This window comes from Paenibacillus bovis (assembly GCF_001421015.2).
Classification (GTDB): Bacteria; Bacillota; Bacilli; order Paenibacillales; family Paenibacillaceae; genus Saccharibacillus; species Saccharibacillus bovis.
In genome coordinates this window covers 3546617-3569247 of sequence record NZ_CP013023.1, presented here as the reverse complement: position 1 = coordinate 3569247, position 22631 = coordinate 3546617, and the positions used below count along the sequence as shown (strand labels likewise).

The following is a 22631-nucleotide window of genomic DNA, read 5'->3' as shown; positions in this document are numbered from 1 at the left end:
CGCTTGTTGTAGATATGCATCCTATTATAGATATGAACCCAATTATAGGTATGCGACCATTTACAGATATACGATTAGTTACAGATGTAAGTCCAATTACAGATATAAGACTATTAATTGTAGCCACTTCTAGAGGAACGTTTGTTATTAAGAACTTGGTATTAAAAAATATGATCAATTACGATGGAGCGATCCAATACATCATCGTATTTTAAAAATAAGGACAAACTGAATACCATCTTCAGCAGATGGGTACAGTAAAAGGGTGCAGCAAATAAAGATATGATGAAATCGTCAAATAATAGAAGAGAAGACTTTGTTATATTTCGTAATATGCTATATAATCATAACTGTTGATTTAATTGCATAACACATATCTTCTATTGGAGGAATTCAGGATGGCCAAATTATTTACTCCTTACAAACTCAAAAATATGGAACTCAAAAATCGTGTCGTCATGCCGCCAATGTGTCAATATTCGGTAGATACCAAAGATGGCATGCCAAATGATTGGCACCAAGTTCATTATATTAGCCGCGCTGTAGGTGGTACGGGCCTGATCATCGTAGAGATGACAGCTGTACATCCAGATGGACGCATTACCGATCAGGATACAGGAATCTGGGATGATCGTTTTATTCCTGCCTATCGTCAAATGGTGGATGCAGTACACAGCTATGGCACCAAGATCGGTATCCAGCTCGGTCATGCCGGTCGCAAAGCAGAAGACGCCAACCCGCCAGTAGCCCCATCTGCTGTACGTTATGATGGCGAAGGCTACAAAGAGCCTCGCGCCCTGACTACAGCAGAAGTGGAAGAGATGATCGAGGCATATGCTGAAGGTGCGCGCCGCGCTGTAGAAGCCGGATTCGATACGGTCGAAATTCATGGAGCACATGGTTATCTGATTCATCAATTCCATTCTCCGCTCGTGAATCAGCGTGAAGACGAATATGGACAGGATCTGCCACTGTTTGGCGAACGTGTCGTTCAGGCAGTGCGGAAAGTTGTACCTGCCGACATGCCGGTAATTATGCGTGTCTCTGCACGTGAATATGTAGACGGTGGTTATGATGTAGATTATATCACCGAGGTCTGCCGCCGTTACCGTGATGCTGGAGCGGATATCATGCATGTATCATCTGGTGGTGAAGGTCCGGTTGGAGCAGGCGGTATGCCAGTAGGCCCGGGTTATCAGGTCGAGATGGCTGCCCAGCTGAAACGCGCGCTGGATATGCCGGTAATTGCAGTAGGTATTCTGGATGAGTACGAAGATGCCGAGCAGGTACTGGAGAATGACCAGGCGGATCTGGTGGCTATTGGACGTGCAATGCTACGTGACCCTTACTGGGCTGTACATGCAGCCAAAGCATTGCAAGCAGAAGCAGATGTACCTGTACAATATGCGCGTGGATATCGTCATTAACTTGACGGGTACAATCTGATTTTCAGGGATGATGTCGAGGACTGGATACCTAACTTCATTCATCCCATATGATGAAGTTTAGAAGTGCAAGGCTGTATTTATGTTAGAAGTGTAAAGCTGTATGTATAGTTATCAACTAATCTTATTATCAAAAGCCATTATTTCTTAATAACTAGGAAATAATGGCTTTTTTTACTGCATTTTTTGCATCATTCGCAAATTGATTTATTAATCATTTTTTTTAAAAAAATTAGCTAGTTATCCTTACTGCCATCATGGTTTGAGGTCTCTTTTACAATGAAGCAGAACCAGAAATGAATAAAATTTTAACAACAAAGTGATCCATCTTTTATCCCGGCGCGTTGATAGGAGTAAGAATGATCAACACTAACCTGACTTACAAAGGAGACTATTTATGAAGATGAAAAAAATTATCGCACCTGTACTATCTTTATCCTTGCTCGTTCCGGCAGCAGGAGCTTTTGCAGCAGACAATACATCATCGACGCCGATGGCCCCTACCGTAAGTACCAAAGCAGCTGATTTACGTGCAGGACTGGATTATCTGTTATCCGAACATTTTGCACTTGCCGTGACTGCAATGACCAAAGCTTATGAAGGTGCACCAGATGCCAAGGAAGCCTATGATGCACTCGATCAGAATGCTGTCGATATGCAGCCGGCTATTGAATCAATCTACGGCAAACAAGCAGCTGCCGAGTTTGAACGCATTTTCCGGGCACACAACAAATACACAGATGACCTGGTCAAAGCGACCAAAATGAACAACCAGGAAGCTGTCAAACAGGCAGAAGCCAATGTACAGGGATTTGTCGATGAATTTGCGGATTTCCTGTCCAAAGCGACCGGCGGCAAGCTCCCCGAGCAGGCAGCTGAACAGGCAATCCGTCTTCATGAAGATGAAGTACAGGATGTATTTGAGAAATATGTAGCCGGTGATTATAAAGGCGCATATACCGAGTATCGTGAAGGTCTGAATACAATGTTTACGATCAGTAAAGCACTATCCGGTGCTATCGTATCCCAGAATCCGTCGATGTTTGATAACAGCACTGTCGATACACCTGCGGCAGATCTGCGTTCTGCCCTGAACCATCTGGCAGCGGAACACTTTGCCCTGTCTGTACTGCAAATGCAAAAGCAGTACGATGGCAAAGCGGATTCCCAGGCACTGATTGATGCCGAAGCAGGCAATACCGCTGATTTCAAAGCAGCGATTGCTTCTATCTATGGCAATGCAGGAGCCGATCAATTCGAGAAAATCTGGGTAACCAATCATATCAAAGCCCAGAGTGATTATGTAGATGCACTCAAAAAAGGCGATCAACCAGCGCTGGAAACAGTGAAAAATCGTATTACCGATTTCACCAAGGAATTTGCAGCATTCCTGGGTACAGCGACAGCCAATAACCTGCCTGCAGCCGCAGCCGAACAAGCACTGATGACGCATGAAGATCAGGTACAAAAAGTCATCGATAACTATGCTGCGAAAAACTACGCCGCAGCTTACCAGGCTGATCGTGAAGGCTATAAAACAATGTTTGGTATCGGTGAAGCACTGGGCGGTGCTATCGTCAAACAGAATCCCGACAAATTTATGACAGGTACCGCACAACCGACACCACAACAGCCTATGATGGAACAGCCAGCGCCACAGCAGCCAGCGATGGATCAACCTGCTGCAACCGAGCTTGCTGCTTCGAACAGCTCGATGATGACGATTTGGATGAAGCTGAACAGCAAATCACTGAAAATCAACGACAAAACAACCATGATGGATACAATGCCTATGGTGATGAATGGTACGACGTATATTCCGCTTCGCTATCTGGGTGAAGGAATCGGTGCCAAAGTAAGCTGGAATGCCAAAAAAGGCGAAGCTACGGTTATGGCAGGTTCTGATACAATGAAATTCTGGGTCGGCAAAGATACAGTGAGCGTGAATGGACAAAACAAACAGCTTGATGCAGCGGCTATGGTCAACAAAGATGGACGTACGGTTGTACCTCTGCGTTCGATTACAGAACTGCTAGGCTGGGATGTGAAATGGGACAAAAACGACGGTTCTATTACATTGACCAAATCGATGTAAGCAGCCCTTCCATTTTATATAGCTTCATTAAAGTGCTTTAAGATCAACAAAATGTTTTAAGATCAACAAAATGTTTTAAGATCAACTAAAATATCTCCAGTATCCCCATTATAATATCTCAATAGATTCAGGTAACATCTCGAATAGCAAAAGCCCTGCCATCATCACGGCAGGGCTTTTTTGTATATTTTTATACTTGGATAAATGAAGAAGCACAGCAAGCTGCGTATAAATCGCTCATATGGGTTATTGATACAATAACCAGATCAACATCGGAGGAAAATTATTTGCCGCCGCTGTGAAACCTTATGTATATTTCTTCGTAATATCTGTTAGTAACAACGCCTATGCATAGTAGCGGATGTACCGTATTACGATGATCATTTTATTATTCAAGTGGAGGGAACTAATTTATGTCTATTTTTAAACGTCTGCGTGATCTTACTTTGTCCAATGTGTATGCTTTGATCGAGAAAGCGGAAGATCCTATCAAAATGACAGACCAGTATATTCGTGATATGGCAGCCGATCTGGAGGATGCCGAGAAAGCGGTAGCTTCACAGATCGCTATTGAAAAACGCTTTAAGCAATTGTATGAAGAGCAGGATGCTCTGGTGAAAAAACGCGAAGAACAGGCGCATATTGCAGCCCAGAACCAAAACGTGGATCTGGCTCGTCGTGCACTGGAAGAAAAGAAAAATGCAGAAGCCAAGCGTGATGAATATAAAGCCAACTACGACCAGAATAAAGCAGCTGCCGATAACCTGCGTGGCAAGCTGGAAGAGATGCGCAAACAGCTGAGCGATATGAAAAATAAACGCGAAACGCTGGTGGCACGTTATAATGCAGCCAAAGCGCAAACTGAAATCAATAAAACAATGAACGGATTCAGTGCTGATTCTGCAACTGCCGGCCTCAGCCGTATGGAAGAGAAAATGCTGCAAATGGAAGCCAGAGCAGAAGCGAGCAACGAAATGAACAGCAAAGGCAAGTCGCTGGATGATGAGATCGACGCGCTGGGTGCCAACAAAGAAGTTGAAGATGAGCTGGCCGCTCTGATGAAGCAATACGAGAACAAATCCTGATCAGCATCTGTTTATAGAAAGACTCGATAGAGTGAGATAAAAGCAGGTCTGGAACGAAACGAAGGCAAGAACAGCACATTCCGTTCTTCCTTCGTTTTTATTTCGTGCAAATTAGTTATCGATGCCTTATCAATATAGTCGAAGTAACAGATTATGCTAAATAAGTGGAGGATGGCAAATGATGAGCTGGGATATTGTACTGCAGATTCTGGTATGGACAGGCGTAGGAGCGGTAGTGCTATTCGCGTTGATGTACCTGGATTCATTTTTTACCAAATATAAGGATATCGCCGAGATCAAGGCAGGCAATACGGCAGTAGCGATCAGACTGGCAATGAAGCTGTTTGCGCAAGGGTATATTTTATCCGTATCTATCAATACATCGTGGAGCCTGTGGGAGGCTGTACTTGTATCCGTAGTTTCGTTTGTTATTCTGCTTGTTCTGGAACAAATCGCCCGTCTGCTACTCAAAAAAATAGCAGGGCTTGATCTGGATGAAGGAACACGCCAGGGTATGGTCAGTCATGGATTGATTGGTGGTGCACTACAGCTGGTGGGTGCTTTTATTATTTCGGCTTCCCTGTAAGTGCAGCAGTATGCAGAAAAAAGATAAAGAAATTGTGGAGTATGCAGGTTTTCAGAACGATGATTAAATGCAGAGTCCTGAATACGGCTATAATGAATATCAATTAAATAAATACAGATATAGTAAATTACAAGTAATAGATTCGAAATCAGGAAAGGAAGTTACAGGTTATGGGATTATGGAAACGCCTTACGAATCTGGTCTCCAAACCGGAGCCTCCAAAACCGGAAAAGGGACCTCTGGATTTGCAGACGGGAGATATTTGTGAAGTATCACTGGTTACATACGAGGTCGTCGGAACGGCCCGTAATCGTGCACGCAATGCTGTCATGCTGACTTTGCAGGATGGAACTAATATTTCTTATTTGCATGTGGAACTGCAGGAAAAGCTGCGCTATGCACTTTATCAACCTATCGATGGTGGACTGGAAAATCCGAATGAGGTACCTACACATATTGAGATGGATGAAACGGATTATTATATGGATGAGCAATATCAGGGAAGTGTGCTGGCCAGTGGACGTACTCCGGTACTACCGGGGGTACAGAACGGAGAACAGCACGTATGGCAGTATCAATCAGACGATCGCAAACTGCTGCGAATTGAATGGCAGGGCGGGCGATTTACACTGTATGAAGGTGAGTTTGTACTTAACGGGGATGTTCGTGTCATCCGTGCCAGTTAGGAGCGAAACCCAATGAAATCACGCGCATCATGGCTTATCAAAATTGTGCTTGTGCTCAGTCTGGTGACTTCGCTGCTATCCGGCTGTGGTATAGGCTCGAATAATTCCAAACTCAATTATCCACTGGAGTCGGTTAGCCGGGATGGTGATTCGACTTCGTATGTATATCGGGCAGCCGGACAGACCGTACCTGTAGTGGCAGAGCAGCTGTCTGACCAGCGTACTCCGCAAAATATGTCAGTGGAAGACCCCAAGCGGATGTTCCTCGTCTATGAGAATGAACTGATTCAGGTACAGCAGGATCCGAACAAACCGGAAGATACGATTATAGAAGTGGATTCGCATGAATATGTGCGCCGCAACTATGATTCGAGCTTTCTGCAAGGGTATCTGACAGCAACGCTGATCAATCAGCTGTTTGGTGCGCTGGGCGGATTGGGTGGATACGGAGGTTATTATGGTGGCGGACACTACCGTGGTTATGCCAGCCAGAAAACCTATCCGCCGCAAACCCAGTACAAAAAACCGACTGTGCAGGATATCCAGCAAGCACCGCCAATGACGGTGAACAAGTCGGGTTCCATTTTCAAACGTGGTAATTCATCGACTTCCAAAAGATCGCAGTATGACAGCAATACACCAAGCCGCGGCTCGCCTTATTCTAGCGGAACAATCAATCGTGGCAATTCGTCCAATCGCTCGAATGGAGGATTCTTCTCTCCATCCGGCAGTAGCGCGCCCAAATCAAGCTTTGGCTCGGGCAAGATCCGCAAGCGTGGACGACGATAAAGATTTTCACTTATTGATGCCGTCGGTACCAGCAATGATGAAAAATGGAAAAATATTGTATGCTAATTACCAGCCAGCTGTCTATGCACAATGTGTGTATAGGCAGCTGGCTTTTTTTGTGCTTGCCGGAGATAATCAGCTGTGACAGGTGACAGGTGACAGGTGACAGGTGACAGGTGACAGGTGACAGGTGACAGGTGACAGGTGACAGGTGACAGGTGACAGGTGACAGGTGACAGGTATATCCGATGATTGTCTACCCTGGTACCGAACAGATTCACCTTATATAATGATAGCGTTTCCATTACACTGTGGATATTCAATAATCAGAGGAGGGACATAATGAAAAAGATTACTGCTTTGACCCTATCCATTATACTGCTGATTGTGCTGTCCGGCTGTGGAGGCGAAGAGAATGCGCAGGGAGCAGGTACGGCCGACGATCCAGTTAAGCTGACGGTATGGCATAATTGGACCGGACAAGATGCCAAATCGATTGCCATGCGCAAGTTGTTGGATGATTTCCGTACCGCTCACCCTGAGATCGAACTGGAAGACGAGCCATTGCCTACGGATGGGCTGAAGACCCGTTTGCGTACAGCAGCTGCTGCAGACGAGATGCCGGATCTGTTCGTCATGTGGCCCGATGCCATGACCAAGGAATTTGTGAAAGGCGATTTGATTCAGCCTATTAACGCATTTCTGGACAGCAAGCCGGAGTGGAAAAATAATTTTATCCCCAATGCACTGGATGGGTATACGGTTGATGAACAGATTTACTCTGTGCCGATGAATCTGGCGCCATCTTCGCTGCTGTTTTATAACAAGGCCCTTTTCGATCAATACAATGTAAAAGTCCCGGAGACCTGGGAAGAATTGATGAAAGCTATTGATACATTTAATCAGAATAAAGTCATTCCGATTGCGCTCGGTAACAAAGCCAATTGGGTTGCCCAGTCTACGATTTTCAGTACAATCGGGGATCGTGTTACCGGTACAGACTGGTTCCTCAAGGCTACCGAGCAGAATGGTGCTTCTTTTACCGACCCGCAATTTGTACAGGCATTAACTGTAATGCAAGATCTGGGCAAAGCAAATGCATTCCAGAGCGGATTCGACAGTATAGATGAGACCCAGATGATGCAACTTTATTTTCAGGGAAAAAGTGCTATGGTCATCAATGGCGGTTGGGCACTGGCGAATCTGGTCAATAATGCGCCTGCCGAAGTACTGGATCAAACACATGTAACGATTCTCCCGCCTGTACCCGGTGGCAAGGGAGAAGCCCAGTCTACAGCCGGTGTAGTCGGAACCGGTATGGGACTGAACAAAAAGCTGGAAGGCAAGTCCAAAGAAGCAGCGCTCGAACTGCTGTATGCACTCTCCGGTCCGGAAGGACAGCAGGCTACGCTGGATAGCAGTACGCTTGTCAGTTACAAACTGGAACTGGATAAAAGTAAGGCGCATCCGTTATTCGTGGAGCTGTATGATCTGATTCAAAAAACCAAAATCAGTCCGGTCTATGATTCCAAGCTCAGCTCGGCAGCGGTGGAAGTCACCAATAATGGTTTGCAGGAGCTGATGATGGGCGGCAGTCCGCAGGATATTGCAACCAAGATCCAAAATGCACAGGCCGGAGCCATCGGTAAATAGATGATTCAAGATCGCAAATAGTCGATCTAAAACCGTAAAGAGATGATCTAACATTATTGAATAAAATGACGGCTGAAGGATAAATGATTGTGGCAAAGTGAATGTTTTATCCTTCAGCCAGCAGTCAAGGATAACGTACAGCAGATGATCCAGCAGAAGAGGAGCCGGAACATCTGCTGTCTTATCCTTATGCAGTTTGGCGAACAACAGACAGTAATGAAGACTAATAATAAAACAGGATAAATCCATGGCAGGGAGTGAGCATATGAATGCTATGAGCAGCCGCAAATTTATTATGTTTGGCTTGGCACCGGCGCTGCTGATCTACGGTTTGTTTGTATTCGTACCAGTCGTCTGGTCGGCGTATTATGGATTTTTTAACTGGTCCGGATTTGGGGACAAGCAGTACATCGGTCTGGCCAACTACACGGAGATTATTCATGATTCTACGTTCTGGCGTTCCCTGAAAAACAATATTATTTTCGTGCTGGCTGCTGTATTTGGTCAGGTGCCGATAGCGCTGGCATTGGCAGTTATTTTGCATAAAAATACGTGGATGCAGCGGTTTCTGCGTTCGGCTATTTTCCTGCCGATGGTCATGTCAACTGTCGTGATCGGTATGGTCTGGCAATACATTTACCATCCGCAGATCGGGATACTGAACTTTCTGCTCGATGCTGTAGGATTATCCGCTTGGAAGCTGAACTGGCTGTCCGATTCGGGAATAGCAATCTATTCGCTGATCCCACCTCTGATCTGGAGCTTTGTTGGCTTGTATCTGATCATTTTCAGCTCGGCATTGCAAAACATACCGGGCGAGATTCATGATGCTGCCGAGCTGGATGGAGCTATTGGCTGGCGCCGCTTGGCATATATTTCACTGCCAATGATTTGGACAACTGTTCAGGTAGCGATAGTGCTGTGCATCTCCGGCAGCCTCAAATCGTTTGATCTGGTATATATTATGACTCGTGGTGGTCCGGCACATGCAACAGAACTGTTGGCTACTTATATGTACAATTCGACGTTCACCTCATATCGTTACGGCTATGGCAGTGCGATCTCGACGATGATTGTGCTGATCAGTCTGGTATTGATCGGAACAAGCCAGTGGCTGACCAGCCGTAAAAGCCGCAGCCAATAATATAAGTGCCGGATGATAAAGCATATCAACGCTAAAGGAGGACATATCATGAATCAAACAGCAGCAGCCGGTTCTCATCGTCAGACGTCAGGGATGTCTGGGCTGCTTGGCAGAAGCAAGCCTATTATTTTTTGGACGATCCTGATGGTTTATGGTATTTTTACCTTGTATCCGTTTTTTTGGCTGATTGTGAGTGCGTTCAAAACAAATGAAGACTTTTACAGTCATCCGTTTGGACTGCCGGCGCAGTGGAATATGGCTAATTTCAGCAGAGCCTGGGAGACGGCCAAGCTGGATACGGCATTTGCCAATTCATTGATCGTGTCGATTGGTTCACTGGTATTGACACTGTTTATCGGGGCACTGGCTTCTTTTATCCTGTCTCGCTTTCAGTTTCGGCTCAAAGCAGCGGTATTTGCTTTCTTTGTTGTCGGGATGCTGATTCCGATTCACAGTACGCTTGTACCGCTTTTTATTTTAATGAAGCAGATTTCGTTATTAAATACGTACTGGGCACTGATTTTGCCATATACGGCATTTGCGCTGCCTACAGCGATTTTTGTACTGTCTGCCTATTTGATGTCTTTTCCACGGGAAATTGAGGAAGCTTCCTTTATCGATGGTACCGGTCTATGGGGGTTATTTTTCCGTATTATCCTGCCTATGTCCCTGCCGGCCTTGTCGACGGTGACCATACTCAGTTTTTTACATGCATGGAACGACTTTTCGTTTGCGCTTGTATTTATAAGTAAAACAAGTCTGAAAACGCTTCCTCTGAGTATTGCCAACTTCTCGGATGGATATCAAACCGATTATGGACTGACACTTGCGGCGATGGTCCTGTCTGTGCTGCCGACTATTATTCTGTATCTGGTCTTTCAGGAACAGGTTATGAAAGGCATGACAGCAGGAGCGGTAAAAGGATAACAGACATAGAACAATAAGAGTGTTGTCTGTAGGCATGCCTACTCTGTATGAGAACGGTAAATACCCAAGCGTTAACAGCATTAATAAAAATAACAAATGTGCAAAATAGAATCGAACTGCGCATACCGAATAGAACTGCGTGTACCGAATGAATTAACTCATACTAACAGCCGGGCATCATCAGGCAGGGAGGAATCACAATGAGACGTTGGATGCAGTCATCACTGCAGCGCAAGCTGTCTGTCATCATCATACTGTCCATGATTGTGCCGCTGCTGCTGCTCGGCGTATTTGCATTTGCCATTTCCACTCATATTACCGAAGACAAAGCGCGCTTGTCAGGCATAGATACACTGACACAAATGAACAACAATCTGGATTTCGTGATCCAGGATGTAGAGAATGTGTCCATGTTTATGATTAGCCAGCAGGAAATTCAGCGGTATATGAGCAGTCCGAGTGAAGACAGTATCGCCCGCAGCGAGATTATTGGACTGCTCACCAACCTCGCTGCTTCCAAAAAGTATATCGCCGATATTACGATCTATGCTCCGCGGTTTGATACTTCTTTATCAACATCTGCATTATATCGTTCGGAACTGTCGAGTCAGGTAAAGATTAGTGAGGTGAGGCATAAGCAATGGACAGGAGTCTATGAGGTAGAGAATGCTTCCGGACTTCAGCCGGTGATTACCTTTATCCGGCCGCTGCGCAGTACGCATGATTATCGCCCGCTGGGTTGGCTGTCGATCAGTCTGAATGAAACAGTTCTGGCACAGTCTTGGTCTGTGCTGCCAAGGATCGGAGAGAGCCAGGGACAGGTGTGGCTGATTAATGATCAGGGACAGATACTGTCCACCGCTGACAAGTCCCGGCTCGCTGCACCGCTGGAGAGCAGTTACCCGGGGCTATTAACACAGATCGGCTTGTCCGGCACAGCCTATGACGGGTCCCTGTCCTATGGCAAAGGAGAAGCCAAGCAGACCGTGATGTATCAGCATAATCGCAATGCAGGCTGGACACTCGTCATGATGATTCCTTCCGATCAGTACACGGCGCAGAACCGCTTTATTTTGCAGCTTACCCTGATTGTAGTTTTGTTGTCTATGTTGATAAGTGCAGCGCTGATCTGGCTTGTAGTCAGCCGTGTGGTACAGCCGCTGCGCCATCTGACCCGGCTGTTGTACCACAGTGATCCTGCGTATCCGCTGCCTGCTTTTGCGATTGATTCTCACGATGAGATCGGCAGACTCAGCCGGAGCTATCACCGATTCGGCAATCATATCGCTCAGCTCAAACAGCAGCTGATCCGCAATGAAGCTCGCAAAAAAGAAGCGGATCTGCGTGCATTGGAAGCGCAAATCCACCCCCATTTTATGTACAACACATTATCTTCGATTCACTGGATCGCACTGATGTCGGGCGAGACAAAAATCGGGGCTATGGTACAGGGACTTAGTGACTTTTTGAGACTGAGTCTGAATCAAGGCAAAGACTACTGCTCTGTCGAGCAGGAACTGAATCATATCCGTAACTATATGCAAGTACAGGAAATCCGTTTTCCCGATAAAGTTCGAATGAGCTGGGCAGTAGATCAACGTCTCTATGAACATACGATGCTCAAGCTGCTACTGCAGCCGCTGGTGGAAAATGCACTGATCCATGGCATCCAGAAAAAGGATGGTCCCGGTACGATCACGATTCATCTGGAGCAGGAGGGCGGCTGGATTCGATTCATGGTATTGGACGATGGCATAGGCATGGAACCGGAACGACTGGAGCAGCTGCGATCCATGCTGAGTCAGACAGCACATTCTGCCGGAGAGGAACATCAACAAGTGAGAAATGCGCATTCGGATACAGGCTATGGACTACGCAATGTGAATGAACGATTGCTGCTGCACTATGGAGCCCAGGCTTGTCTGCGTATCGAGAGCAGGCCCCAGGCAGGCACGAAAATATCATTTGCGATTCCACTGGAGGAGGGATACCGTGAGAATCTTGATTGTGGATGACGAGGTGATTATCCGTACAGGGCTGGCTTCGGTGATCCAGTGGTCAGAGCTGGGACTGGAACTGCTGGAGCCTGCCGCATCGGCGGAGGAAGCGCTGGCACGAATATTAGAAGAGCAGCCTCATATTTTGCTGACCGATATTCGTATGACCGGCAAGACCGGATTGGAACTGGCAGAGGAAGCCCAGCAGCTTTTGCCGGATTTGAAAGTTATCATTTTGTCTGGATATGACAATTTTCATTATGCCCAGCAGGCGATCCGTCAGAATATTGCAGATTACCTGCTCAAAACAAGCCCGCCGGAAGAGATTATCAAAACGGTACTCGGTGTAAAGCACAGTATCGAGCAGCATATCAGTATGCGTCGACAGGAACAGGATGCCCATCGTCAGACAGCCGGGCAGCTGTTCCACCGCTGGATTATAGATGAACCGCCCAAGGAAACATTGGAAACGGAGAAGGACTGGTTCCGCCAGATGCTGCAGCTTCATGGTGGAAATGATAATTCTGCCGCTGCTGTCCTGCAGACCGCAGAATCGGAACGCTGGCAGATTGCGGTAGTGCAGGCCGAAGGGTGGGGGCAGGACAAAAACCATCATGCGCTGTTATTATTTGCTATTCATAATATGCTGCAGGATATACTGAGGCTGCCAGCATATATGTATCAGCAGTGCATTATAGTGTTGAGCAAAGGTCAAGGTGAAACGACGGAATGGCAGCATATTGCAATACACATCGAACAGCTGCTCAAATGCAGGCTTACCGCTGCCTTGGGAGAACCGGTCGACACCGCAGAGAAGCTGCATATGTCCTATCGGCAAGCGATGGAAGCGAGCAGCTATGCGCCTTTGCTGCCAGGGACTGCAGTATGGCAGTATAAGCAGATTGCCGGACGCCAGGGTGGGCAAAGTCTGTGCAGCTATGAGGAAGAGATGCAGCTGTCATCCATTTTGCTAAAGGAAGATACGATTGCGCTGCGCAGCTGGATTGATCACTGGGTCGACCAGCTGATGGCACATCCCGAAGCAACACCACAGTCGGTTCAGAGTGCACTACAGTCGGTAATGCTGGGTGCAAGCCGCTGGCTGGAGCGGGCAATAAGCACCGTTCATCATGGCATAACAGCAGCTCCTTATACAGCTGCCGGGCATATTGCCTGGCAGGCTGGTGAGTTAATCAAGGAAGAGCTGTTCCAGCAGTTATACCGGATCTCCAGATTGTATCATGCCAGCTGCGGAGAAGGACCACGCATTCATGTACAAAAAGCACTGATTTATATCGAAGAAAATCTGGGAGGAGATACCAGTCTGGTGGCCGCTGCCCGTCATATCCATCTGCATGCCAGTCATCTCAGTGAAATTTTCAAAAAGGAAACCGGTATGACCTACAGCGATATGGTACTGAAACGCAAAATGGTATATGCCGCTGAGCTGCTGACTATTTCTTCAGCTAAAGTAGCGGATATCGCTGGACAGATCGGCTACGAAGACGTGAAATATTTTAGCAAGCTGTTCAAAAAATACAGTGGTTGTACGCCAACCGAATATCGGGAATATTATCCGGTGCACCAGCACCAGCCGCCTGACTCTGCCCTCTATCCGCTTATCTAGCTCATCTATATTCCACTAATCTGTACAATAAATTGGATAAATAATGCCAATTTTTCGGTAATTTGTACAATTCCCATCCTACAGGAAGACGCGTAATATATATCGATGAATGTGACAGAATACCTGAACATACAGGAAGGAGCCTAATGTTATGGACAGCAGGAATGCATCATATCCGGACTTGTCGTGTCTCAGTCTGGATGGGACATGGAGAATTCAGCATTATCGGCCAGGAGAAATGAAAGCGGTTGAAGTAGCAGCACCCGGTCTGGATGATCGCTACTGGATCACGGGCCGCGTACCTGGCGATATACATACTTCGCTGATGAACCGTCAGCTGATTCCGCATCCGTACTACGGTCATCAGGATCAATTGAGCCGCTGGATCGAACAGGAAGAATGGTGGTACCGCACCACATTCGATTATGAGCTGTCTGATGATATCGCCGAGCGGCATGAACTGACTTTTGAGGGGCTGGATACATTTGCTACCGTCTATGTTAATGGACATGAGGTAGGCCGTACAGTTAATATGCATCGTACGTATCGATTTGATATCAGCCGTGTAGTTCGCAGTGGCTGGAACAGCGTCACTGTGCGATTCGATCCACTGTGGCCCCATCATCAGGAGAAAGAGCTGTTTGACTGGTCTTCATATACCAAGGAGCGACCATGGCTGCGCAAGGCGGCAATGAATTTTGGATGGGATTGGGGGCCGCGTATTATTACTGTGGGCATATGGGGCAGCGTAACGATACGCCGCAGCCGCATTGCCCGTTTGGATCAAGTGTATGCGTATACACGCAGTGCCCATCATGAAGAAGCGATACTGGAGGTAGAAGTATCGGTTAGTGCGGTTTCCCGTCTGCGCTATACCAGTTATAACCATCATAAGCAGGATGCCGCCAGTACATCAATGGAAGATAGATTGCGGGCAGAAGTGATACTGCTGGATCGCGAAGGCCGGGAGGTAGCCTGTCAGCAGACCAAGACAGCAGCTGCTCACAGTCGTACCGATACCTGGAAAGTACAGCTGCACATTCCTGATCCTCATTTGTGGTGGACGCATGATCTGGGTGAGCCTTATTTGTATCATTTGCAGGTGTTATTGTATGCCGGAGAAGAGCTGGTAGATCGTTATGAACACGAGGTGGGTCTGCGGACAGTCGAGCTGCAGCTGGAAGGGGAACAGGGAGAGCCGCTGTTTGCTTTTGTGCTTAATGGAGTGCGCATCTATGCCAAAGGAGCCAACTGGATTCCCGTCGATAATCTCATCGGCTCGGCAGAAGAAACGCGTTATATAGAATTAATTGAACTTGCTGCGGAAGCGCATATGAATATGCTGCGTGTATGGGCAGGCGGCATTTATGAAAAAGATATTTTCTATCAGCAATGTGATCGGCAGGGGATTCTGGTTTGGCAGGATTTTGCTTTTGCCAATGCACTTTTTCCTGATTTCAATCAGGACTTTATGGAAAATGTGCGGGCCGAAGTGGTGGATAATGTAAAGCGGCTGCGCAACCACGCTTCTCTGGCCTTGTGGTGCGGTAATAATGAGATCGACTGGCTGTACGATATGAAAAAAGCCGCGGGTGATATCCGTAGTTCTTTTTATGGAGAAGCGATCTATCATGAACTGATTCCCGATGTACTGGCAGACAGCGACCCGCATCGTCCTTACTGGCCATCCTCCCCGTATGGCGGTAACGATGTGAATGATCCGGATGCAGGTGACCGGCATAACTGGCAGGTCTGGCATGGGTCGGTGTATCCTCGTCAATATGGAGACAAACCCATTCTCGATTACAGTATCGAAGGAGTCAGCTTCCATCATTATAAGCAGGATCTGGCTTTGTTCAGCAGTGAATTTGGGATGCATGCGGCAGCCAGCCGGTATACGCTGTCCCGCTATATCCCGGAGGAATCCTTTTACTGGGGCAGTGAAGAGATGGATTATCGGAACAAGGATACCAATCATCGCAAAGGCATTTTGCTAATGGAAGGATATACAGGCATCCCGCAAAATATGGATCAGTATCTGGACTACTCCATGCTCACTCAGGCAGAAGGGTTAAAGTATGGAATAGAACATTATCGGCGTCTCAAGCATCGTAACAGCGGAAGCCTGATCTGGCAGCTCAATGACAGCTGGCCAGGAACCAGCTGGGCGATCGTCGATTATGAATTGCTGCCCAAGGCGGCATATTTCTATGCCCGAACCTACTATCATCCACTGCTGCTGTCACTGGATCATGATCCGGGACAGGATCTGAAGCTATGGGTGGTAAATGATACGCTCCAGGCGTTTACGACGCAGCTGGAGATGCGAGTAATGACCTGGGATGGCAAATTGATGTTCAGCCGTACCTTTGCGGTGGATGTACCAGCGAACGGGGCTATTCAGGTGGATCAGTTGAGTGAAGAAGAAATCCTGTCTGCTGCAAGTACTCAAATGGCATCGCAAAAAGAAATATCGATAGGGGGGCCAGCTGTATCGGACAAGCATACCGTACAAGCGCATGAGGTATTCGTTATTCTGAGCGCGGATCATCCGGATATTCCGGACAATCATTATTATCTGCGCTCACCAAAGCAGCTGAATCTTCCGGCTTCAGATTGGCAGATTCAGGTGGACGAACAGCAGCAGACAGTGACGTTGACTGGCGGCGCTGTATTGGCCCGAATGGTGAAACTGGAGATTGCTCAGGGAAGGCTGCGATTTAGTGCTAATTACTTTGACCTGCTGCCTGGACAGCAGAAAGTTGTTCATATCCGCCATGCAGGCGGAGAACCGATTGATTGGAGCAGCTTACAGGTGAGTGCGCTGAACCATTCCATATAAAAGTAAAAAGCAGGCTATCCAGACGGACAGTATGCTAACAAAAAAACGATTTTCTTGAAAAGGTGTCAGCCACTGGGCTGGCATCTCTTTTTTATGCAAATAAATATTAAACCCCTCTATTTTTATTATTTAAACATATGAAAAATTCATAATAGGAACACCGGATTCGCTCGTATCCTTCATACATGTTCCCTTCCTCAATTAACTGCCAATCCTCTACTTCGCTTTTCGTAGAAATGAAGGTTCACTCATTAATCCTCTTATACCATTTATTCCGCCAAACACTTATCCAATACTCGTTCCTGTTACTTTCCACCAAGATACTGTATATCAAGATTGGCATGGGATCATAATCCATATCACTGTACAATACTTGCATGAAAGGTAGGCTTGAGCTATAACTGTAAGGAAAGTAACGGACCAGGCTATCTGGCAGACGGCTACAGAAACAGGGAGGAATCACAATTATGACAGCACACAATCAACCAGAATCACAAGCGGCATCAGCAGCAGAACAAGATCGGGGCAAATTCCATCGCAGACCGATTACTCCAGCCGAAGCGCAGCGCCGCATCGCTGGTTATGTCCGTCCAGCGGAGACGGAACAGGTACGGCTGGAGGAAGCAGGAGGCCGGTTTCTCGCCCAGACCGTGACAGCGCCGCATCCTTATCCACATTTTCGGCGCTCGGGTATGGACGGCTATGCGATCATCGCTGACGATCTGCTGGAAGCTTCCAGTGATCATATGATTTGGCTCGAAGTAGTCGACAATATTCCATGCGGCTATACTCCGTCTGTCTCGATTCAGTCGGGTCAGGCATCGCGTATCATGACAGGAGCAATGGTACCGGATGGAGCGGATGTAGTGGTTATGCTGGAAATGACAGAAACCAGGGTCGAGCAGGAGCGTACGTGGGTAGGCATAAAGCGTCAGGTCGAAGCAGGCCGCAATATTACGCCGATTGGTCTGGAAGTCAAAGAAGGAGATACGCTGCTGGAACAGGGGGCATGTATCGGAGCTGGTGAAATATCTGTGTTGGCTACATTTGGCGTACATACAGTTACGGTATACCGTCGTCCACAGGTAGCGGTATTTTCTACAGGAACAGAACTTCTCTCGGTTGATGAGCCGATCGAACCCGGCAAAATTCGCAACAGCAACTCGCTGATGCTGGCAGAGCAGATCCGGGCGGCAGGCGGAGAACCGCATCTGCTTGGAGCAGTAGAAGATGATCTGGAGCTGGCGCGTACGATGATGATGAATGCATTGGCGAAATATGATCTGGTCGTATCCAGCGGCGGTGTATCTGTCGGCGATTATGATGTAATGGGTGATCTGGTACGCAGCGGCGAAGTAGAGATGCTGTTCAACAAAATCTCGATGCGTCCGGGCAGTGTGACTACCGGTGCAGTCAAAGATGGCAAGCTGCTATTTGCATTATCCGGCAATCCGGGAGCCTGCTTTGTCGGCTGTGAGCTGCTTGTACGTCCAACGATCCGTCAGATGATGAACAGCACACATGATTATTTGCCGGAATGGACAGCCCAGCTCGGACGGGATTACAGTAAAATCAACAGCTTTACCCGTTATGTGCGTGGTCATGTATCGGTAGAAAATGGCCAGGTAATCGCTTATCCGGCGCTGCTGGACGAATCCAATGTAATGGTCACGATCAAGGATAGCGATTGCCTGATTGTCATTCCGCCTACCACCGAACCGATGCCTGCCGGTACACCGGTATCTATACTGAAGCTGGCGGTGCAATAATGAACGGAGTTACGCAGAGCCTATCTACTGTACTGCCGCCGGTGATCCAGATCGTCGGCTACAAAAATTCGGGCAAAACAACGCTTATTACGGAACTTCTCCGGCTCTGGGCTGCAGACGGTAAGCGGGTAGCTGTGATCAAGCATGATGCCCATCAATTTCAAATGGATCATCCCGGTACAGACACATTTGCCCATACCGAAGCCGGTGCAGCTGCCGTAGCGATTACTTCGCCTACTCGAACGGCTATTATCCGTGAGCAGCCATCTACGCTGCAGCAGATTATAGCAGAGCTGGCAGCACAGTCTGCGGATAGCTACGATCTGATTCTGGTTGAAGGATTCAAGCAGGAGCCTTATCCCAAAGCAGCCTTGATCGCTCGCGAGGCAGATCTTCCTCTGCTGGATCATTTGACAGAACTGCACTGGATCTATACCCGATTGCAGCCGAATGAGCTGAACGCTTTGTTATTCGAGCAAGATCATAGTAGGGAGCCGGCTGTTCAGACGCTTCCAGAAACATTAAATTTAAAAGAAACGCCTATTATTCCAGCCGGAAAAGATGGTATTATGAAATTATTCATTGCACTGAATGCTTACATAATGTCATATGCCAAGCGCTGACAAGATCGTGTGAATGAAATTAGGCTGCTGCCAATCTACCATTCAGGAGGAACATCTATTTATGAAAGTTACACTTATCGCCGGGAGTACACGTCCGGATGCATCCACTACCAAGCTGTGCCACTATATTGCCAGACTGCTGACCGAACAGGGACATGAAGCTGAAGTGTTCAACCTGCAGGAGCATGTGCTGCCGCTCTATGGACCTGGGGAAGCTTATGGTCATGAAGAAGTACTCAAGCTGTCTGCTGCTGCCAAAAGTGCGGATGCACTGGTACTGGCAACGCCTGAATATCACGGTTCGCTGTCCGGTGTACTGAAAAATGCGCTGGATTTCCTGAACAGTGAATACTTTAATAACAAAGTAGTACTGTCTGCCAACTCGGCAGGCGGTCTGATCGGAACAGCCTCTTTGCTGCATCTGCAAAATATTGTGCGCAACCTGCACGGTATCAACTGCCCGGAATGGATTTCGATCGGCGGATCACTGCGTGAGTTTAACGAAAACGGCGAGCCCGTGGATGAAGGTACAGAGCTGCGTATTCGTACCGCAGTTGCTTCTTTTGTCACACTTGGTGAAAAGCTGAAAAACGCTTAAATCACACTAGTCATAATGAAGAAAAACCAAACAAAAGCTGCCTATCGAAAAGGCAGCTTTTTGTTATTCCAATATAATGGCTAACCTATACAAAATAAATGAATACAAGGCAAGAGTGAGGCCAGAGGAATCAATAACGGATCAGCGATATTATTTATGGTTAGTCATTGCGCTTCTCAATCGCTTCGGACATGGTCTTGTCGGTGAGATGGGCATAGATCTCGGTCGTCTCGGTAGACGCATGACCGAGCTGCTCCTTGGTTTTGTAGATATCATTTTGCAAGTAATAATCGGTGGCAAAAGAATGCCGCAGCTTGTGTACGGTTAAGTAAGGCTTGCCAAAGTATTTGGCATATTTGATAATCATCGCCTGAATGGCTCGCTTGGTCATCCGGTTGCCCGATGCCTGGCCATTTGGCTTGGCGACGAATAGCGCCTGTTCATTACGAGGTGTACGATAACGCGATTCACGCAGCTGTAAATATGTCTGCAGTTCGTCCCGGGCCTGCTCGCGGAAGTAGACCGGTGTCTTGAACGTCTCATCATTATTACCTTTGCGGGAGACATACAGCATTTTCTGGTTCAGGTCCAGATCATTCATATTCAGATTGACCACTTCGGATACACGGAGACCGGAGTTGAGGATCAGGCTGGCAATACAGGCATCCCGCTCACGATTCAGCTCATAGGAATAAAGCGCCTGCTTGTTGCCTGCAATCGTCTCGCGGTGACCTTCCAGAATATAGCCGACAAATTCCAGCAGCTCCTCGTCTTCGAGAATTTTGCCTTTGAGTTTGGCGGCGGTATCCTTGGGCTTGTGCAGCCGTTTGACTTCAATTTTGGCCATAATGTTGCGTTTCAGCAGGGGATAGAAATCTTCATCTTCGGCGATCTGGCTCAAATAGTGAAACAGCGAGCGCAGCGAAGACAGCTTGCGGGACACGGTTACACGTGTATTGGCGCTTTCTGCACGGGTTGTGAGATACAGCCGATAGCTGGTCACGTCTTCCATCCGCAGCGTTTCCAGTTCGATCAGCTGCACTTCTGCATAAGTGCTGGCAGCCGATAATCCTTCGGACATCATCCAGCCCAGAAAAGATTCGTAATCCCGTATGTATTCCAGCAATGTGGACGGAGACAAGTCCGGTAATTTGTAATTGATAAACTGTTCAATATACCATGGCATGGATGGCAGTTTCTCATCCAGCTTGCGGCGGTCGTGGATCTTTTGTATGGTCATGTCGTTAGCTCACCTCATGCCCCGATTGTATCATAAAATGACCAGAATATGATTTGCGTCACTATAGAGGAACGTTATATAGTGATAAGAAGGCATCAAAGTATATACCATTTTTTCCTGATACAGTATGTATAAATGACAACGATTAGATGAGACAACGGAGGGAACAGGATGGCGTTGGCGCTGGAATTGGTACCAAGAAGCAAAAAACGGGTGATCCGGGAAATGATGCAGCTCTATCTTTACGATTTTACATATTATCTGAATATTGAATTAAACGATAAAGGGCGCTTCCCCGAGTATCCGGGACTGGATGAATTCTGGAGTCGTCCGGGTCGCAAATTTCCATTTCTAATCTATTCGGGCTCTTATATTGCAGGTTTTGCACTGGTCGACCGTTATATCGACAGCAGTGAGAGCGACTACTATATGACCGAGTTTTTTATCCTGCACAAATACAGGCGTGCAGGTGTAGGTCGCTGGGCAGCGGAAGAATTGTTCAATCGCTATCCTGGACGATGGAAAGTCACCCAGGTGCATAACAATACCGCCGCCCAGGCTTTCTGGAGACGGGTGATTGGGGAATATACCGCCAATCACTATGAGGAGATTCTTCATCCGGAGCATGGGGGGCCGAGTCAATACTTTACGAGCTTCTGTCAGAACTAAGCAGACAGCAGGAAAGGGAGTCGTTACGATGTATTTACCATCATTTTCATTATCCAACAAAAAGGCGATTGTCACGGGAGCAGGTAAAGGAATCGGGCAGGCGCTCGCTATCGGTCTGGCCCAGGCTGGAGCAGACGTAGGACTAATCTCGCGTACTGGTTCTGATCTTGATGTGACCAGACAGCTGATCGAGAAACATAGTAGCCGCCAGGCGATCTGCATGGTGGCTGATGTGACAGATCGCCAGCAGATGAAAGAGGCTTTCGAGCGGTTCGAACTGGCTTTTGGTGCGCCAGATATTCTGGTCAATAACGCAGGCATGAATATACGCAGCAAAGCGCTCGATGTCACTGATGCGGAATGGAATACTATCGTACAGACCAATCTGCATTCTGCCCTGATTGCATCCCAGCTCGCAGCAGAACGAATGAAGGAAAATGGCGGCGGACGGATTATCAATATTGCTTCGGTAGCCGGACAGGTCGCACTGCGTACCGGCGTTGCGTATGGAGTAACCAAGGCAGGATTGATCCAGATGACCAAAATCCTCTCTATGGAATGGGCACAGTATGGTATCCAGGTAAATGCAGTGGGACCATGGTATTTCCGGACGCCGCTGACAGAGCAGATGCTGGCGAACGAGCAGTATATGCAGGAAATTCTGGATCGCACCCCAATGAAGCGGGTCGGCAATCTGGAAGAATTGGTTGGACCGGTTGTGTTCTTGTCCTCCGAAGCAGCCGGATATATTACCGGACAGACATTGATGGTCGATGGCGGAATGTCGGTATTCGGATTTTGATATCTGGATCATATCGCGTTTCCCGGCAGTAATGGATAGGATAAATCGTATCAT

At 47.4% G+C, this 22631-nt stretch carries 18 protein-coding genes; 17 read left to right on the top strand and 1 reads right to left on the bottom strand.

Annotated elements, in window-relative coordinates:
• The first annotated feature begins 398 nt into the window (after positions 1-398).
• The 15 genes from AR543_RS15130 (at position 399) to AR543_RS15060 (ending at position 19866) form a co-directional block, all read left to right on the top strand.
• Entirely contained in the window at positions 399-1427 is a 1029-nt protein-coding gene (locus tag AR543_RS15130) for an NADH:flavin oxidoreductase/NADH oxidase (RefSeq protein WP_060535300.1), read from the top strand.
• 415 nt (positions 1428-1842) lie between these two features.
• Entirely contained in the window at positions 1843-3540 is a 1698-nt protein-coding gene (locus AR543_RS15125) for a copper amine oxidase N-terminal domain-containing protein (RefSeq protein WP_060535299.1), read from the top strand.
• A gap of 413 nt (positions 3541-3953) precedes the next feature.
• Complete coding sequence (locus tag AR543_RS15120; protein ID WP_017812400.1) at positions 3954-4625, top strand: PspA/IM30 family protein; 672 nt, start codon at positions 3954-3956, stop codon at positions 4623-4625.
• 181 nt (positions 4626-4806) lie between these two features.
• A complete protein-coding gene (locus AR543_RS15115; RefSeq protein WP_060536803.1) occupies positions 4807-5211 on the top strand; it encodes a DUF350 domain-containing protein in 405 nt (134 codons plus the stop codon).
• 170 nt (positions 5212-5381) lie between these two features.
• The gene (locus tag AR543_RS15110; protein WP_060535298.1) at positions 5382-5897 is read left to right on the top strand and encodes a DUF4178 domain-containing protein; all 516 of its coding nucleotides are present in this window, start codon (positions 5382-5384) and stop codon (positions 5895-5897) included.
• Between the two features lie 12 nt (positions 5898-5909).
• Positions 5910-6686 carry a DUF4247 domain-containing protein gene (locus tag AR543_RS15105; protein ID WP_060535297.1) on the top strand — a complete coding sequence of 259 codons (777 nt, stop codon included), beginning with the start codon at positions 5910-5912 and terminating at the stop codon, positions 6684-6686.
• Between the two features lie 342 nt (positions 6687-7028).
• Positions 7029-8339 (top strand): extracellular solute-binding protein, encoded by a 1311-nt coding sequence (locus AR543_RS15100; RefSeq protein WP_060535296.1) that lies wholly within the window; start codon positions 7029-7031, stop codon positions 8337-8339.
• A gap of 265 nt (positions 8340-8604) precedes the next feature.
• Complete coding sequence (locus AR543_RS15095; RefSeq protein WP_060535295.1) at positions 8605-9483, top strand: carbohydrate ABC transporter permease; 879 nt, start codon at positions 8605-8607, stop codon at positions 9481-9483.
• A 93-nt stretch (positions 9484-9576) separates the two neighbouring features.
• Positions 9577-10410, top strand: coding sequence for a carbohydrate ABC transporter permease (locus tag AR543_RS15090; protein WP_060536802.1), 834 nt, complete (start codon positions 9577-9579; stop codon positions 10408-10410).
• Positions 10411-10610: 200 nt separating this feature from the next.
• The gene (locus AR543_RS15085; protein ID WP_060535294.1) at positions 10611-12425 is read left to right on the top strand and encodes a cache domain-containing sensor histidine kinase; all 1815 of its coding nucleotides are present in this window, start codon (positions 10611-10613) and stop codon (positions 12423-12425) included.
• A complete protein-coding gene (locus tag AR543_RS15080; protein ID WP_060535293.1) occupies positions 12403-14034 on the top strand; it encodes a response regulator in 1632 nt (543 codons plus the stop codon). Before AR543_RS15085 ends, AR543_RS15080 begins: the two co-directional genes overlap by 23 nt.
• Positions 14035-14185: 151 nt before the next feature.
• Entirely contained in the window at positions 14186-16876 is a 2691-nt protein-coding gene (locus AR543_RS15075; RefSeq protein ID WP_060535292.1) for a beta-mannosidase, read from the top strand.
• A gap of 467 nt (positions 16877-17343) precedes the next feature.
• Positions 17344-18645 carry a molybdopterin molybdotransferase MoeA gene (locus tag AR543_RS15070; protein WP_060535291.1) on the top strand — a complete coding sequence of 434 codons (1302 nt, stop codon included), beginning with the start codon at positions 17344-17346 and terminating at the stop codon, positions 18643-18645.
• The gene (gene mobB / locus AR543_RS15065) at positions 18645-19268 is read left to right on the top strand and encodes a molybdopterin-guanine dinucleotide biosynthesis protein B (protein WP_060535290.1); all 624 of its coding nucleotides are present in this window, start codon (positions 18645-18647) and stop codon (positions 19266-19268) included. Before AR543_RS15070 ends, mobB begins: the two co-directional genes overlap by 1 nt.
• A 61-nt stretch (positions 19269-19329) precedes the next feature.
• Positions 19330-19866 (top strand): NADPH-dependent FMN reductase, encoded by a 537-nt coding sequence (locus AR543_RS15060; RefSeq protein ID WP_060535289.1) that lies wholly within the window; start codon positions 19330-19332, stop codon positions 19864-19866.
• A gap of 160 nt (positions 19867-20026) precedes the next feature.
• Here the strand turns inward: AR543_RS15060 and xerS are convergent, their stop codons facing one another.
• Complete coding sequence (xerS, locus tag AR543_RS15055; protein WP_060535288.1) at positions 20027-21106, bottom strand: tyrosine recombinase XerS; 1080 nt, start codon at positions 21104-21106, stop codon at positions 20027-20029.
• A gap of 171 nt (positions 21107-21277) precedes the next feature.
• Here xerS and AR543_RS15050 point away from each other — a divergent pair, with 171 nt between their 5' ends.
• Both AR543_RS15050 and AR543_RS15045 read left to right on the top strand, forming a co-directional pair.
• A complete protein-coding gene (locus AR543_RS15050; RefSeq protein ID WP_060535287.1) occupies positions 21278-21775 on the top strand; it encodes a GNAT family N-acetyltransferase in 498 nt (165 codons plus the stop codon).
• 28 nt (positions 21776-21803) lie between these two features.
• Positions 21804-22577: an SDR family NAD(P)-dependent oxidoreductase gene (locus AR543_RS15045; protein WP_060535286.1), complete on the top strand. Its 774-nt coding sequence runs from the start codon at positions 21804-21806 to the stop codon at positions 22575-22577.
• The last annotated feature ends 54 nt before the right edge of the window (positions 22578-22631 follow it).

Excerpts from the sequence above, each read along its gene's own strand:
- AR543_RS15075 (WP_060535292.1), top strand. The coding sequence starts at position 14,186 with ATGGACAGCAGGAATGCATCATATCCGGACTTGTCGTGTCTCAGTCTG.
- AR543_RS15070 (WP_060535291.1), top strand. The coding sequence starts at position 17,344 with ATGACAGCACACAATCAACCAGAATCACAAGCGGCATCAGCAGCAGAA.
- AR543_RS15115 (WP_060536803.1), top strand. The coding sequence starts at position 4,807 with ATGAGCTGGGATATTGTACTGCAGATTCTGGTATGGACAGGCGTAGGA.
- AR543_RS15130 (WP_060535300.1), top strand. The coding sequence starts at position 399 with ATGGCCAAATTATTTACTCCTTACAAACTCAAAAATATGGAACTCAAA.
- AR543_RS15110 (WP_060535298.1), top strand. The coding sequence starts at position 5,382 with ATGGGATTATGGAAACGCCTTACGAATCTGGTCTCCAAACCGGAGCCT.
- AR543_RS15085 (WP_060535294.1), top strand. The coding sequence starts at position 10,611 with ATGAGACGTTGGATGCAGTCATCACTGCAGCGCAAGCTGTCTGTCATC.
- AR543_RS15125 (WP_060535299.1), top strand. The coding sequence starts at position 1,843 with ATGAAGATGAAAAAAATTATCGCACCTGTACTATCTTTATCCTTGCTC.
- AR543_RS15100 (WP_060535296.1), top strand. The coding sequence starts at position 7,029 with ATGAAAAAGATTACTGCTTTGACCCTATCCATTATACTGCTGATTGTG.
- xerS (WP_060535288.1), bottom strand. The coding sequence starts at position 21,106 with ATGACCATACAAAAGATCCACGACCGCCGCAAGCTGGATGAGAAACTG.
- AR543_RS15050 (WP_060535287.1), top strand. The coding sequence starts at position 21,278 with ATGGCGTTGGCGCTGGAATTGGTACCAAGAAGCAAAAAACGGGTGATC.
- AR543_RS15060 (WP_060535289.1), top strand. The coding sequence starts at position 19,330 with ATGAAAGTTACACTTATCGCCGGGAGTACACGTCCGGATGCATCCACT.
- AR543_RS15120 (WP_017812400.1), top strand. The coding sequence starts at position 3,954 with ATGTCTATTTTTAAACGTCTGCGTGATCTTACTTTGTCCAATGTGTAT.
- AR543_RS15105 (WP_060535297.1), top strand. The coding sequence starts at position 5,910 with ATGAAATCACGCGCATCATGGCTTATCAAAATTGTGCTTGTGCTCAGT.
- mobB (WP_060535290.1), top strand. The coding sequence starts at position 18,645 with ATGAACGGAGTTACGCAGAGCCTATCTACTGTACTGCCGCCGGTGATC.
- AR543_RS15045 (WP_060535286.1), top strand. The coding sequence starts at position 21,804 with ATGTATTTACCATCATTTTCATTATCCAACAAAAAGGCGATTGTCACG.
- AR543_RS15095 (WP_060535295.1), top strand. The coding sequence starts at position 8,605 with ATGAATGCTATGAGCAGCCGCAAATTTATTATGTTTGGCTTGGCACCG.
- AR543_RS15090 (WP_060536802.1), top strand. The coding sequence starts at position 9,577 with ATGTCTGGGCTGCTTGGCAGAAGCAAGCCTATTATTTTTTGGACGATC.